This window comes from Shimia isoporae (assembly GCF_004346865.1).
Taxonomy (GTDB): domain Bacteria; phylum Pseudomonadota; class Alphaproteobacteria; order Rhodobacterales; family Rhodobacteraceae; genus Shimia; species Shimia isoporae.
Genome location: NZ_SMGR01000001.1, coordinates 1,899,692 through 1,914,011 on the forward strand (window position 1 = coordinate 1,899,692; position 14,320 = coordinate 1,914,011).

At 58.6% G+C, this 14,320-nt stretch carries 17 protein-coding genes; all 17 read right to left on the reverse strand.

All coding sequences use genetic code 11. The features are described 5' to 3' along the window. Nucleotides 1–5: 5 nt before the first annotated feature. The gene (gene nuoG / locus BXY66_RS09340) at nucleotides 6–2,018 is read right to left on the reverse strand and encodes an NADH-quinone oxidoreductase subunit NuoG (protein WP_132859847.1); all 2,013 of its coding nucleotides are present in this window, start codon (nucleotides 2,016–2,018) and stop codon (nucleotides 6–8) included. Nucleotides 2,019–2,021: 3 nt separating this feature from the next. Continuing rightward, nucleotides 2,022–2,423, reverse strand: coding sequence for a DUF5333 domain-containing protein (locus tag BXY66_RS09345; protein WP_243694334.1), 402 nt, complete (start codon nucleotides 2,421–2,423; stop codon nucleotides 2,022–2,024). Nucleotides 2,424–2,526: 103 nt separating this feature from the next. Beyond that, a complete protein-coding gene (locus tag BXY66_RS09350; protein ID WP_132859848.1) occupies nucleotides 2,527–2,862 on the reverse strand; it encodes a hypothetical protein in 336 nt (111 codons plus the stop codon). A gap of 6 nt (nucleotides 2,863–2,868) precedes the next feature. After that, the gene (gene nuoF, locus BXY66_RS09355; RefSeq protein WP_132859849.1) at nucleotides 2,869–4,167 is read right to left on the reverse strand and encodes an NADH-quinone oxidoreductase subunit NuoF; all 1,299 of its coding nucleotides are present in this window, start codon (nucleotides 4,165–4,167) and stop codon (nucleotides 2,869–2,871) included. Nucleotides 4,168–4,171: 4 nt separating this feature from the next. Continuing rightward, a complete protein-coding gene (locus tag BXY66_RS09360) occupies nucleotides 4,172–4,399 on the reverse strand; it encodes a DUF5337 family protein (RefSeq protein ID WP_132859850.1) in 228 nt (75 codons plus the stop codon). A 3-nt stretch (nucleotides 4,400–4,402) separates the two neighbouring features. After that, nucleotides 4,403–5,089 (reverse strand): endonuclease, encoded by a 687-nt coding sequence (locus BXY66_RS20545; protein ID WP_207911298.1) that lies wholly within the window; start codon nucleotides 5,087–5,089, stop codon nucleotides 4,403–4,405. Between the two features lie 32 nt (nucleotides 5,090–5,121). Then, nucleotides 5,122–6,303 (reverse strand): NADH-quinone oxidoreductase subunit E, encoded by a 1,182-nt coding sequence (locus BXY66_RS09370; protein ID WP_132859851.1) that lies wholly within the window; start codon nucleotides 6,301–6,303, stop codon nucleotides 5,122–5,124. Nucleotide 6,304: 1 nt separating this feature from the next. Continuing rightward, complete coding sequence (locus tag BXY66_RS09375; protein WP_132859852.1) at nucleotides 6,305–6,673, reverse strand: hypothetical protein; 369 nt, start codon at nucleotides 6,671–6,673, stop codon at nucleotides 6,305–6,307. Continuing rightward, complete coding sequence (locus BXY66_RS09380; RefSeq protein WP_132859853.1) at nucleotides 6,673–6,945, reverse strand: hypothetical protein; 273 nt, start codon at nucleotides 6,943–6,945, stop codon at nucleotides 6,673–6,675. The genes BXY66_RS09375 and BXY66_RS09380 overlap by 1 nt, the downstream gene beginning before the upstream one ends. Continuing rightward, nucleotides 6,945–8,168, reverse strand: coding sequence for an NADH-quinone oxidoreductase subunit D (locus tag BXY66_RS09385; protein WP_207911322.1), 1,224 nt, complete (start codon nucleotides 8,166–8,168; stop codon nucleotides 6,945–6,947). Before BXY66_RS09385 ends, BXY66_RS09380 begins: the two co-directional genes overlap by 1 nt. After that, a complete protein-coding gene (locus BXY66_RS09390) occupies nucleotides 8,168–8,773 on the reverse strand; it encodes an NADH-quinone oxidoreductase subunit C (protein WP_132859855.1) in 606 nt (201 codons plus the stop codon). The genes BXY66_RS09385 and BXY66_RS09390 overlap by 1 nt, the downstream gene beginning before the upstream one ends. A gap of 16 nt (nucleotides 8,774–8,789) precedes the next feature. Continuing rightward, nucleotides 8,790–9,323 (reverse strand): NuoB/complex I 20 kDa subunit family protein, encoded by a 534-nt coding sequence (locus tag BXY66_RS09395; protein WP_170846646.1) that lies wholly within the window; start codon nucleotides 9,321–9,323, stop codon nucleotides 8,790–8,792. Further along, the gene (locus BXY66_RS09400; protein ID WP_093319385.1) at nucleotides 9,314–9,679 is read right to left on the reverse strand and encodes an NADH-quinone oxidoreductase subunit A; all 366 of its coding nucleotides are present in this window, start codon (nucleotides 9,677–9,679) and stop codon (nucleotides 9,314–9,316) included. The genes BXY66_RS09395 and BXY66_RS09400 overlap by 10 nt, the downstream gene beginning before the upstream one ends. Nucleotides 9,680–10,051: 372 nt before the next feature. Next, on the reverse strand, nucleotides 10,052–10,837 hold the full coding sequence (locus BXY66_RS09405) for a crotonase/enoyl-CoA hydratase family protein (protein WP_132860405.1): 786 nt from the start codon (nucleotides 10,835–10,837) through the stop codon (nucleotides 10,052–10,054). Continuing rightward, nucleotides 10,830–11,699: a hydroxymethylglutaryl-CoA lyase gene (locus BXY66_RS09410; protein WP_132859856.1), complete on the reverse strand. Its 870-nt coding sequence runs from the start codon at nucleotides 11,697–11,699 to the stop codon at nucleotides 10,830–10,832. The genes BXY66_RS09405 and BXY66_RS09410 overlap by 8 nt, the downstream gene beginning before the upstream one ends. 2 nt (nucleotides 11,700–11,701) lie before the next feature. Beyond that, entirely contained in the window at nucleotides 11,702–12,367 is a 666-nt protein-coding gene (locus tag BXY66_RS09415) for a glutathione S-transferase family protein (RefSeq protein WP_132859857.1), read from the reverse strand. Then, nucleotides 12,367–14,319 carry an acetyl/propionyl/methylcrotonyl-CoA carboxylase subunit alpha gene (locus BXY66_RS09420; protein WP_132859858.1) on the reverse strand — a complete coding sequence of 651 codons (1,953 nt, stop codon included), beginning with the start codon at nucleotides 14,317–14,319 and terminating at the stop codon, nucleotides 12,367–12,369. Before BXY66_RS09420 ends, BXY66_RS09415 begins: the two co-directional genes overlap by 1 nt. Nucleotide 14,320 lies beyond the last annotated feature (1 nt).

A 14,320-nucleotide genomic window follows, 5' to 3' on the forward strand; every position in this document is an offset into this window, starting at 1 on the left:
CTCGTCTACTCCGCCGCGATCTTCTTGCTGTTGCGTTCCTTGGCGTTGGCTGAAAGCTCCGCCATCAACTCGCTCGCGCGGGCAATTGGGTTGGTCAGATAGAAATCGGAAATGGCATTGCCAAAAGCGCCCTTGCCGAGTTCTTTGACTTCCAGCGGCGTCCAGCCGTTGTCGATGACCTGATCCACCTTTGCAAGATGGGGCACTTCAGCGACCAGAGCCTGACGCAGTTGCGCTAGGCTGTCATATCCAAGCGTCGCTTCCAATTCGGCGCTCAGGGCGCGCAGTATGGCCCAGTTCTCCTTGGCGTCACCAGGAGCGAAACCGGCGCGCATCGCCAGTTGGGGGCGGCCTTCTGTGTTCACAAACAGGCCGTTTTCTTCTGTATAGGCCGCCGCTGGCAGGATCACATCCGCGCGGTGTGCGCCTCGATCGCCGTGGGAGCCCTGATAGATCACAAACGGGCCTTCGGCGATGTCGACTTCGTCCGCGCCGAGATTGAAAACCACTTCGGCGCCCTCGAGAGCGGCATCAACACCGCCTTCAGTGACGGCACCCACGTCCATTGCGCCAACGCGGCTTGCAGCGGTGTGCAGAACCATCATCTTGCCGCCGAGCTTTTCGGCCAGCGCCATCGCCTGACCGAGGACAGCGACACCGTCGCCCTCCGCAATGGCACCCTGCCCCACGATCACGATCGCGTTCTCCGAGGGCTTGGCTTCAGCCACGGCACGGTTCAGCATCAGGCGACCCGGCCCCATGAAGTTGAAGTCATAGGTCAGGTCCATGTTTTTTGGACCCGCAACGGTGACGTTCGCGCCTTTGGACCAAGCCTTGCGGATACGCGCATTCAACACCGGCGCCTCAAGCCTTGGGTTCGTCCCAATCAGGTAGATTTCCTTTGCGGTATCAATATCTTCGATCGAGGCGTTGCCGACGTAGGCTGACCGGTTGCCAGCCGGAAGCACTGCGCCGTTTGTGCGGCATTCGATGTTGCCTTCCAGGCCGTCAACGATCTGTTTGAGCGCAAAAACAGCCTCGGTCGGAGCCAGATCACCGACAAGAGCGGCAACTTTTTTGCCTTTCATCGCGCCTGCAGCGGCGGCGAGCGCTTCACCCCAAGTTGCAGGCTTGAGCTTGCCATCGACACGCACGTAAGGCTTGTCGAGACGCTGGCGACGTAGGCCGTCCCAGACAAAACGGGTTTTGTCCGAAATCCATTCTTCGTTCACGCCGTCGTGGTTGCGCGGCATGATGCGCATAACTTCGCGACCCTTTGTGTCCACACGGATGCTTGCACCCATTCCGTCCATCACGTCGATGGTTTCGGTTTTGGTCAATTCCCACGGACGCGCGGTGAAGCTGTAAGGCTTAGACGTCAATGCACCGACGGGACACAAATCAATGATGTTGCCCTGTAGATTGCTGTCGAGGGTCTCATTGAGGTAGCTGGTGATCTCGGCGTCCTCGCCACGACCGGTCTGGCCCATCTGGGTGATGCCCGCCACTTCGGTGGTAAAGCGCACACAACGGGTACAGGAAATACAGCGGGTCATCGCGGTCCCGACTAGCGGGCCAAGGTTCAGGTCGTCTACAGCGCGTTTGGGTTCGCGGAAGCGGGAGAAATCAACACCGTAGGCGACAGCCTGGTCTTGAAGGTCACATTCCCCCCCCTGATCACAGATCGGGCAATCCAGCGGGTGGTTGATGAGCAGAAACTCCATCACACCTTCGCGGGCTTTCTTGACCATCGGCGAGTTTGTTTTAACAACCGGCGGTTGGCCTTCGGGACCGGGCCGCAGGTCGCGCACCTGCATGGCGCAGGAAGCTGCAGGTTTGGGCGGGCCGCCTACAACTTCGACAAGGCACATGCGACAGTTGCCCGCAATGGAAAGGCGCTCGTGATAACAGAAGCGCGGGATTTCCACGCCCGCCTCTTCACAGGCCTGAATGAGGGTCATTGCGCCCTCTACTTCGACCTCAGTCTCGTCGATGATGATCTTGCGTAGGTCAGACATCGCCTATTTCGCCCTCAGATACGCGCCGATCGCGCTGTTTCGTTCGATTTCCGCTTTCCCGAAGGTGCAGAAGGTTTCAGGTGTCTCATAAGACACCCCCCTGCTCGCCAGATAAGCCTCGCCACGCGTGCGCATGCGGGCCTTTTCCTCGTCGGAGCGGATGTAGGTTTTGATTTCGTCGCGGCTGTAGCCCATGGATTGCGCCTTGCTGGCCAGCGACCAGAGGTCGGATACCGCCTTGAACTTGCGCGCATCAAGCGACGCGCACTGCTCGGAAATCTCGTAGGCCAGTATCCCCCAGAAAATCTGGTCGTCGATCTCCTTGACCTCACGCAGCGGCGGCTTTGCCAACGCGGCACCCGCCGCCAGTGACGCTATCAAGGTCGTCATTGCGAGATGTTTCATGCCATCACTCCCTTCGTCCAAGCGAGCGAAGTGCCCGCAAGGCAATGGGAGGCGCGAAAGCCACCAGTCAGGCAAGAACAGCCGGGATATGCGACACGCATCATCATGTCGGGCGGCAAATCCCTTCGAGACGCAGCACGTCGTCGACAGGCACGACGGCCTCGTTTTCCGGACCCACAACCCAATCGATGCGGGAGGTGCCGTATTCCTTGATGCAGTAACGCGTACCCTCGTACCGGCCGGCCTCGCGGGCGGCCTTCAGATCCTGATTGGCCCCTTTGACATTGACCTCAAAATGCTCGCGCACCTCTTTCGACACCTGATCCGATGTTGATTTGAAATAGATGCCATTGAAGGCGAACTGGTCGTCCTTCCTGCGATCACAAGCAGTCAGCGCAAAAGACGCACACAGCAGAAGTGTAAGAGTGCGAGCTACCATGGCCAATTACTCCGCCGCCATGGCGCCCATGCGCCCGGTTTTCTGAGCCTTGATCCGGTCTTCGATCTCTTCGCGGAAGTTCTTGATCAGACCCTGAATCGGCCAAGCAGCCGCGTCGCCAAGAGCACAAATTGTATGGCCTTCCACCTGTTTGGTTACGTCAAACAGCATATCGATTTCTTCGACTTCAGCTTCTCCGCGCACAAGGCGGTCCATCACACGCATCATCCAACCGGTACCCTCGCGGCAAGGCGTGCATTGGCCACAGCTCTCGTGCTTGTAGAACTTGGACAGACGCCAGATCGCTTTGATGATGTCGGTCTGCTTGTCCATGACGATCACCGCAGCGGTGCCAAGGCCAGAGCCGAGTTCGCCGCGCAGGTAATCAAAGTCCATGATGGCGTCTTTCATATCTTCGCCACGTACGCACGGCACAGAAGACCCGCCCGGGATCACAGCAAGAAGGTTGTCCCAACCGCCACGAATGCCCCCACAGTGTTTTTCGATCAGTTCCTCGAAAGAGATCGACATCTCTTCTTCGACAACACAAGGCGTGTTCACGTGACCGGAAATACCAAAGAGTTTGGTGCCTGCGTTGTTGGGGCGGCCAAAACCGGCAAACCATTCTGCGCCGCGCCGCAGGATTGTTGGCACAACGGCGATGGATTCCACGTTGTTCACCGTCGTCGGGCAGCCATAGAGACCCGCGCCCGCAGGGAACGGCGGTTTCATGCGTGGCATGCCCTTTTTGCCCTCGAGGCTTTCGATCAGAGCGGTTTCTTCGCCACAGATATAGGCCCCTGCGCCGTGGTGCAGGAAGAGGTCGAAATCCCAGCCGGAGCCAGCGGCGTTTTTGCCAAGCAAGCCAGCGTCATAGCATTCGTCGATGGCGGCCTGTAGCGCTTCCCGCTCCCGGATGTATTCGCCTCGGATGTAGATGTATGATGTGTGGGCGTTCATGGCGAAGGACGCGATCAGAGCGCCTTCGATCAGGGTATGCGGATCATGACGCATGATCTCGCGGTCCTTACAGGTGCCGGGTTCGGATTCGTCCGCGTTGATTACGAGATAAGCCGGGCGACCGTCGCTCTCTTTGGGCATAAAGGACCATTTCAGCCCGGTCGGAAAGCCTGCACCGCCGCGTCCACGCAGACCGGAGGCCTTCATGTGTTCGACGATCTGCTCACGCCCCATCTGGATAAGCTTGGCGGTGCCATCCCAATGGCCGCGTGCTTTGGCCCCAGCCAGCGTGCGGTCATGCATGCCATAGAGGTTGGTAAAGATACGGTCCTGATCCTTGAGCATCCCGTTACCCTTTGGTTTCACGGCGATCCATCGCCATTCTAAAAATTTGCACCAAGGCGAACACGAAGCCCGCCAAGGCGATTAGGTCGAGCAACCCTTTGGTCCTGTCTGACAGGTCCCAGAAATTGCCAGCGGCGATAGCCAAAATCCAATAGACGCCCGTTCCCGCGATAGTTATCGCAGCGAACCGTCCCTGACGCCTTTGCTTTTGGATCTTGCCCTCTCCACTCATGCCTCAGCCCTCTGCGAGCTTCTTGGCTTGTTCCACCCATCCGTCACGCTCGATGCGGCCTTTGAACGACAGCTTGTCGTCCATGTCGGCGATGTCTTCAGGTCCCCATGCGGCGATCTGTGCGAAGGTTGTGACGCCGTTGGCGTGAAGTTTCTTCTCCAGCGCGGGTCCGACGCCCTTCAGCACTTTGAGATCATCCGCGCCACCTGCCGCCGGCGCTGCAGGCGCAGCTTCGGGGGCTGCGGCCGTATCGTCAGTGGGCTTTTCGTATTTCCACGTGCCTTTGCGCTCGGCCAGTTCTTTTTGACCGGGCAATTCGGTGCTCGGCTTGACCAATGGTTCTGCGCTGTCCTCTGCGGGCGCTTCATCGGCCATGGCCGCATTCGCGTTTGCAGCAGCTTCATCCGCAGCAGCCTCGGCAGCAGCAGTCTCTTCAGCTGCAGGCGCTGCGGGTGCCGTCGTCGCCGCTGGTGCAGGTGTCGACGCCGGGATCGAAGCAGGTGCTTCGGCGGCCGCGCAAAAGGTTTTCACCATCCACATGCCCAGAAGAACCGCCACAACCGCACCAAGGATGAACGCAAGAAAGCCCCACAGGATGCCATTCAGCACCATAAAGGCGATCACACCGACTATCGCGGCGATCACCCAGCACACAATTGTGCAAGTCATATTATTGTTTTCAGTGGACATTTTGCGTTCTTCCCTATGTTGGTCTTCCTAGTTTATTTTGCGTCCTTTGCGCGTTTGGAGAATTCTGTTTCTCCGCCTTCGGCCAACAGTTTTGCCTGTTCGACCCAGTTGTCACGAGCGATGCGACCTTTGAATGACAGCTTGTCATCCATGTCCGCGATGTCTTCCGACCCCCAAGCCGCAATCTGAGCAAAGCTGGTTATGCCGTTGTCATGCAGCTTTTTCTCCAGCGCAGGGCCGACGCCCTTGAGCAGTTTGAGATCATCTGCAGCCGCTTTTGCGGTCTTTTTAGGTGCAGCCTTCTTGGCGGCAGGCTTCTTCTCGGCCTTTGGTTTTTCAGCTTTGGCCGCTGCCTTTTTCGCAGTCTTCTTGGGCTGTTCTTCCGCCTTGGGCTTGTCGTCAGCCTTGGCTTTCTTCGCATCTTCCGCCTGCTTGACCGCAGGTTTTGGCGCAGGCGCCGGTGCAGGCGGGTTGGCTTCGGCCTCGCGGCCTGCAACTTTGCCATCCTTGCCGACCCAAGGTGTCAGGATTGGCACTTCACTGCCGTCGATGCGTTTGATTGTGTCGCCCAGATCCGAAGCAAGCTGCACCGACGCATTGTATTGCGTATGACCGCTGTCAAATTCCTTGAGGCTTGTCAGACCACTCAGAGGTTCTGACGCATAGCGGCCATTTTGCGGACCCGGCAGCGGCAAATTGCCCGCAGCCATATCATCAAGCATTTTTGCGAAGCCCTCCGCAGTCAGGTCTTCGTAGTAATCCTTGCCGATCTGCGCCATCGGCGCATTTGTGCAGGCACCGAGGCACTCAACTTCTTCCCAGCTGAATTTGCCGTCGGCGGACAGCATATGCGGCTTGTCCGCGATCTTCTCGCGGCAGACCGCAATCAGATCTTCCGCGCCGCAGATCATGCAGGAGGTCGTGCCACAAATCTGAATGTGCGCAACTTTGCCGACAGGTTGCAGCTGGAACATGAAATAGAATGAGGCGACCTCGAGCACGCGAATATAGGCCATGCCAAGCATATCGGCCACATATTCAATCGCGGGTTTGGACAGCCAGCCTTCCTGTTCCTGCGCGCGCCACAACAGCGGGATCACGGCCGAGGCCTGCCGGCCTTCGGGATACTTGGTGATCTGCGCCTCCGCCCACGTCTCGTTCGCGGCGGTGAAAGCAAAGCTCTCTGGCTGTTCATGATACAGACGACGTAGCATCTCAGACGGCTCCGTTACTTAGTTCGGTCCACGCTGCGACGGCGGCTACAAGAGCAGCAGCCACACCGGCAGCGGTGTGTTTGATATGCGGGTGTCCCGCGCGGGCATAGATCACCCCGTCCGCGAAACCCATGAATGCAAAGGCTGTGAACAACACGGCGATCACGCCCGCGTCGCCGTGCCAGGCCGCTGCGAGAGACAAAAAAACGAACGCGACATAGCGGTCTGTCATCACTTGCGGCAATTGTTCAAGGCGATGAGTGGCGGACTTCATACCGGCTTCCGGATCGCGCCAGAAAGTGAAGGCAAGAATGCCAGTCACAACAGTGCCTCCGAGGCAGAGCAGAATGGTCAGCGTGCCCATATCCATCAGCCGCAGGTCTCCGTCGCCAGTTTGAAGGTGCCACTGTCGATCTGGCCTTTGCCCTGCTTTTGCAGGTAGCGCAGCGACTTCTCGAACGTACGGCCTGTAAAGCCCGCCGGCAGCAGTTCTGCCTTGGCCAGATCACGGGTGATGAGGCAGTCGTTGGCCTCTCCCACCTGAATAATCAGGTCGAGCATGTCTTGCGACACAGGCGCTTCGTCCGCAGCCCAAACGGGTGCGGCAATCACAAGCGCAGCTGTGGCGGCAAGAAGGCGCATCAGCGGTCGATCTCCCCGAACACGATGTCCATGGTGCCGATGATCGCCGCGACGTCTGCAAGTTGATGGCCTGTCGCGATGTGATCCATCGCCTGAAGGTGCAAATAACCCGGCGCGCGCAGCTTGGCGCGATAAGGTTTGTTCGTGCCGTCCGCGACCATGTAAACGCCAAACTCCCCCTTTGGGGCTTCAACGGCGGCATAAACCTCTCCTGCCGGCACATGGAACCCTTCGGTATAAAGCTTGAAGTGATGGATCAAGCTCTCCATGGACGTCTTCATATCGCCGCGTTTCGGCGGGGTCAGTTTGCCACGCGACAGCACATCACCGGTGGCTTCGCGCAGCTTGTGGATCGCCTGACGCATGATCGAGAGCGACTGGCGCATCTCTTCCATACGCATCAGGTAACGATCATAGCAGTCGCCATTCTTGCCAACCGGAATCTGGAATTCGAATTCATCGTAACACTCGTATGGCTGCGCACGGCGCAGGTCCCAAGCGAGGCCAGCCGAACGGGCCATAACGCCGGACATGCCGTATTGAAGAACTTCTTCTTCGTTCACGACGCCAATATCGACGTTCCGCTGTTTGAAAATACGGTTTTCTGTCAGCAGGTCGTCAATGTCCTGAATGACATTCGGGAACTCTATGCACCATTCTTCGATGTCGTCGATCAACTCGTCGGGCAGATCCTGATGTACGCCACCCGGGCGGAAGTAGTTCGCATGCAGACGCGCGCCACAGGCCCGTTCGTAGAAGATCATGAGTTTTTCACGTTCTTCAAAACCCCAGAGCGGCGGGGTCAGCGCGCCGACGTCCATCGCTTGTGTGGTGATGTTCATCAGGTGGTTCAGGATGCGGCCGATTTCGCAGAACAAAACGCGGATCAGCTGTGCACGGCGTGGCACTTCGGTGCCAGTCAGTTTTTCGATGGCCAAGCACCATGCATGCTCCTGGTTCATTGGCGCCACGTAGTCGAGGCGGTCCAAATAAGGCAGGTTCTGCAAGTAGGTGCGGCTTTCCATCAGTTTTTCGGTGCCACGGTGCAAGAGACCCACATGCGGGTCGCAGCGCTCAACGATCTCGCCGTCGAGTTCAAGCACGAGGCGCAGCACGCCGTGGGCCGCAGGGTGCTGCGGGCCGAAGTTGATGTTGAAATTGCGGATTTTCTGTTCGCCGCTCAGCGCGTCCACGCTGCCGTCGTCAAACTTGGAGCCGTCCATCATTTCGCGTCCCCCTTCTCGTCACCGGGCAGGATGTAATTTGCACCCTCCCAAGGCGACATGAAATCAAACTGGCGGTAGTCCTGCGTCAGCTGCACAGGCTCGTAAACCACGCGCTTCTGGGCTTCATCATACCGAACCTCGGTGTAGCCGGTTGTCGGGAAGTCCTTGCGCAGCGGGTGGCCACGGAAGCCATAGTCCGTCAGCAGGCGACGCAGGTCCGGGTGATCGGAGAAGATGATCCCGAACATGTCGAACACTTCACGCTCGAACCAGTTCGCGGAAGGGTGAACCTCGGTGATCGACGGCACCATTTCATCCTCGCGGACAGCCACGCGCAAACGGACCCGCTGGTTCTGGTACATGCTGAGCAGGTGATAGACCACGTCGAAGCGCTTCGCGCGTTCTGGGTAATCCACCGCAGTCACGTCCACGAGTGTGGAAAAGCGGCAATTGGGATCAGCTTTCAGAAACTCGATGAAGCCGGCAATGTTCGTCGGCGTGACATCAATGTTGAGTTCACCGTAGGCGACGTCCCAAGACAGCACACAATCGGGCCTTTTGAGCTCGATGTGGGCGCCCAGTTCATTCAGTGCGTCACTCATGTCTCACGCGCCCCCGTTAGCGTTCGATAGTGCCGGTACGGCGGATTTTGCGTTGCAGCTGCAACAGACCGTAAAGCAAGGCTTCAGCGGTCGGCGGACAACCTGGCACGTAGATGTCGACGGGCACGATGCGATCACATCCGCGCACAACGGAATAGCTGTAGTGATAATAACCGCCGCCGTTGGCGCACGAGCCCATAGAAATCACATAGCGCGGCTCCGGCATCTGGTCGTAAACCTTACGCAAAGCGGGCGCCATCTTGTTGGTCAACGTGCCGGCAACGATCATGACGTCGGACTGGCGCGGAGATGCGCGCGGGGCAATGCCAAAGCGTTCGGCGTCGTAGCGCGGCATGGAGGTGTGCATCATTTCAACCGCGCAACAGGCAAGACCAAAAGTCATCCAGTGCAGCGAACCGGTGCGGCCCCAGTTGATGAGGTCCTCTGCGTTTGTGAGCAGAAAACCCTTGTCTTGAAGCTCGGTATTGATGGCCTGAGTGACCACTTCACGATCGACACCAGCGGTGTTCGCGCCTGTCATCACTCCCATTCCAGAGCTCCCTTCTTCCATTCGTAGGCAAAGCCAATGGTCAGCACCGCAAGGAACACCATCATCGACCAGAACCCAACCATCGAGATGTCCTTGAACCCGACGGCCCATGGGAACAGGAAGGCAATTTCCAGATCGAAGATGATGAACAGGATGGAGACGAGGTAAAAGCGCACGTCAAACTTCATCCGGGCGTCATCAAAGGCGTTGAAACCACATTCATACGCACTCACCTTCTCGGGATCGGGGTTACGTACGGCCAAAACAACTGCGGCAAGAATGAAAACAAGGCCAAGTGCGATTGCGACGGCCAAAAAGATGATAATGGGGAAGTACTCCCGAAGCATCTCTTCCAATGGTAGCTCCTTTCATGCACGCGAGCGTGGTGCAGTCAGCTGGCTGTATTAGGTCTCTGTCGGGGTTTACCCTTGGGCCATGTCGGGGTCAATAAGCAGGGGAGTTACCGCGATCCGGGTCGAAACAACGATTTTCTTTAGTTTTCAGGCGTTTTTTCAGGTTCGGAACCCGTCCGGGCCGATCTGCCTGCGACGATTTTTTACGGCCTACCTCTTGAAGTTCCTCCCCTGCGCGCTTTGATTCCAACATTGGCTTTCCCAACAGATTCCCTCGACTAAACCGATGCAGGAATTCTGCCGCCCATAAGGCAGGCAAACGAAAACAGGCCGGACTGCGACAGCCGGCCTGCTAATTGCGCGATAGTGGAAAAATCAGCCTTTGACCCAGGGGGCCTTTTCCTTGGCAAAAAACGCGGTAATGCCGTCTTTGGCCTCCTGCCCTTCCCAGCAGGCAACAAGTTCACCAATTGTGTGGTCGATCACGGCGTCATCGATGGTTGGCCCGAGTTTTCTGGTCAGTGCTTTTGCGCGAGCCACCGCACCTGGCGCACAAGCAAGATAGGGCGCAACTTCGGCTTCCACCGCAGCATCCAGTTCTTCAGCGGGAACGGCCTTTGCGAGCAGCCCAAGCGTGACAGCTTCTGATGCCTTGAACAAACGGGCCGACATAAAGACACGGCGAGCCATGGCCTCGCCCATACGTGACAGAACGTAAGGACCGATCGTGGCGGGGATTAGGCCAAGCTTGGTTTCTGTCAGCCCCATTGTCAGGGTTTCCACCCCAATTGCCACGTCGCAGACACTTGCCATGCCGACGCCGCCACCAAAGGCATTGCCTTGCAACTTGCCGATCAACGGTTTGGGCATTGTATTGAGGGCCTGAAGAGCTTCTGCCAACTTGCGCGCCTCCACAAAGCGGGTTTCGCTGTCCGCCGCCATTTGCGCTTGCATCCAGCCCAAATCGCCGCCCGCACAGAAACTCTTGCCCGCACCAGTCAGGACAACGACGCGCACATCATCATTCGCGCCGAGAGCTTCGGCGGCTTCCCTGAGTTCAGCAATCATTGCGCCAGACATCGCGTTGTGTTTCTCGGGTCGGTTCAGCGTCAGCGTCGCCACCCCGCGCGCGTCAATTTCGATGGTCAGCGTTTCAAACATCATTCTTTCCTTCTGCGCGCATTGCCCGCACCATGCTTGCGGCTTCTACAAGCACATTCGTGTTCAGTCCCGTCTCGTAGCCCAACTCTTTGAGCCGTGAGTCAACGGCCTCGGTGGCCACATTGCCCTTGGCACCCGGTGCATAAGGGCAGCCGCCCAATCCGCCCACGGCCGCATCAAAAACGCGAACGCCAAGATCGAGAGAGGCTTCGATGTTGATAAGCGCACGGCCGGAGGTGTCGTGATAATGGCCCGCGATTTTTTCGGCTGGAACAGTTTCCAGCACTGCATTCAGCATCGCGGTGATCGTTTCTGGCGTCCCCTGTCCGATGGTATCGCCCAAGCTGATTTCATAGCAGCCGGCGTCAAATAGGTGCTTTGCAACTTCGGCGACCTTTTCCGGTGGCGTCGGACCGTCATAGGGGCAATCCGTGACGCAACTGACATAGCCACGCACTGGCAGCCCGGCCGCTTTTGCCGCCTCCACGACAGGCGCGAAACGTTCCAGGCTTTCGGCGATGGTTGCGTTGATATTCGCCTTGGAAAAGCCCTCGCTCGCGGAACCGAAAATCGCAATTTCGTCGGCTTGTGCAGCCACGGCTCCTTCAAAGCCTCGCATGTTCGGCGTTAAGGCCGCGTAACGCACTCCTGCTGCGCGGGTAATGCCTGCTAGAACTTCCGCGCTGTCCGCCATTTGCGGAACCCATTTCGGGCTCACGAAACTCGCCACTTCAATCCGCTTGAAGCCGGCTGTGCTCAAACAGTTCACCAGAGCGATTTTTTCGGACGTCGGAATCTGGCGCTTTTCGTTCTGAAGACCGTCACGCGGCCCCATTTCGAAGATCTCGACAAACTTGGACATGGTCACGCCTCCGGCAACTCGTAAAAGTCCTGAGTATAGAATTGCTGAGGGCCCTCGGCGGCCTCTGCAGCTTGATAGGCTGCCCGCGCCTTGATGCGCGCGAGGTACTGAGAGGTTTGCGGATACCCGTCAAAGCGCACGTAGCGTGACGCGCTCTCCAGTGTGAACCCCATCATCACGTCGGCCGCGGAGAACCCGCTTGCCAGCAAATAGCTGCGTCCGTCCTGCAAAGCAGTTTCTACAGCCTTTAGCGCAATCGCCAGACGCTTGGTTTCGATCCCCATAACGGTAGGAGATTTCATCCATTCCTTCGGCAGAAAAAGGTGCTGCATGTTAAGGTTCTGCACCCCGGCACCGATGGTTTCCGCATAGTGAATCCACTGCAGCCAGCCAGAGCGTTCATCGCTGTCAATTGCAGGCATGAGGCTGTGGCCGGTGCGTGTTTCACACAGGTATTGGACAATCGCGCCACTTTCATAGAGCACACGGCCATCAAGCTCGAGCGCAGGCACACGTCGCGCCGGCGACTTGGCCTTGAACTCGGGATGCTGCAGCGACCCGTCCATAATGGCGTAAGGCACGATCTCGACCTTTTCGCCAAGCTCGTGGAGCAGCCAGTTCACCCGAAAGGACCGACTGCCGGCAATCGAATGCAGGATCGCAGCCATCAGGCCTCTTCCTCGTCTTCCAGACGCACGAGGGCTGCGCCATCCTCAACCTGAGCGCCTTCGGTGGACAAAACTTCGGCCACGACACCATCACGCGGCGCCAAAAGCGCATGTTCCATTTTCATGGCTTCCAGAATGGCCAGTCGATCGCCTTTGCTCACGCCCTGTCCAGCCTCCGCAAACACGGCTTTGACCAACCCCGGCATCGGCGCAGCGATCACGTTGCCCCCTGCCCCTTCGGCGTCCTCGCGCACCAGCGGGTCGACAACGTGGAAGCGGTAGCCGTTGCCCCAGAAAACGGTCAGCTCATCGCCATTGCGCGCGGTGCGGGCGAGCACTTTGGTCGCGTCCACCCACCATGCGCCACCTTTGTAGGTCACGCGGTGCTGCACCTCGCCGAGATCAACGGTGAAATCTGCCGTGTCATGAACAGTGACGCGGGCGGTGATCGCCTCATCATTATGGGTCAGATCAATTACGTGGGTCATGGGCGACCAGAGCACCAGAATGGGCTTGGGCGCGCCGTTGACCATCTCCATCAGGCCCATCGCGGTCAGCGCTGCCACGGAACGCGCTTTGGTACAGGCCACGGGTTGCGCTGCGAGCGCGTCGATGTGGCGTTCGATCAGACCGGTGTCAACGTCGCCCGCGACAAAGTCGGGCTGTGCGGCCAGAAGCGCCAGGAAGCTCACGTTGGTCACGGTGCCGCCCACATCGGTAAAGCGCAGGGCGCGTTCCAGCTGTTTCAGTGCCACGTCGCGGGTTGGACCATGCACGATCAGCTTCGCAATCATAGGATCGTACCAAGGGCTGATCGTGTCCCCCGCGCGGACACCGCTGTCGATGCGGGCCTCGGCGGGGAATTCAAGATGGGACAGGGTGCCGGTCGCAGGCAGGAAGCCTTTGGGCACGTCTTCGGCGTAAATGCGCGCCTCAAAGGCATGGCCGGTGATGGTCAGCTCGTCCTGCTGTTTTGGCAGCGGCTCGCCAGAGGCGACTCGCAACTGCCACTCCACAAGATCAACACCCGTGATCAACTCGGTCACAGGGTGTTCCACCTGCAAGCGTGTGTTCATCTCCATAAACCAGAACCCGTCGGGGCGAAGACCGTCAGAGCCGTCCACGATGAATTCGATGGTGCCCGCACCTTTGTAGTTGATCGCCTCGGCTGCACGCACAGCGGCGTCGCCCATGGCGGCGCGCATCTCGGCGGTCATGCCCGGCGCTGGGGCTTCTTCGATCACCTTCTGGTGGCGGCGCTGCAGCGAGCAGTCGCGCTCAAAGAGATGCACGGCGTTGGTGCCGTCGCCAAAGACCTGCACCTCGATGTGGCGCGGGCTGGTGACGTATTTCTCGATCAGCACATCAGGGTTGCCGAAAGCCGTGGTCGCTTCACCTTGCGCGCTGGCAAGCGCGTCAGCGAAATCCGAGGCCTTCTCGACAAGGCGCATGCCCTTGCCGCCGCCGCCAGCCACGGCCTTGATCAACACGGGATAGCCGATCTGCTCGGCCTGTTCGGCCAAGAACGCCCCGTCTTGGTTGGCGCCATGATATCCCGGAACAACCGGCACATTGGCCTCTTCCATCAGCGCCTTTGCGGCGTCTTTGAGGCCCATGGCGCGGATCGCTTTGGCGGACGGACCGATGAAGGTCAGGCCAGCGGCCTCGACCGCTTCCACAAACTCGGGATTTTCCGAAAGAAAGCCATACCCCGGGTGGATGCCCTGAGCGCCTGTTTCGAGCGCGGCTTGGATGATCACGTCGCCCTTGAGGTAGCTTTCGGCAGGGGCCGCGCCGCCGATGTGCACGGCCTGATCCGCGAGCGAAACGTGTTTCGCGGTGGCGTCCGCGTCGGAGTAGACGGCGACGGTTTTCACACCCATCTCGCGGGCGCTTTCGATCACACGGCAGGCGATTTCACCGCGGTTGGCTATCAGGATTTTTTCGAACATT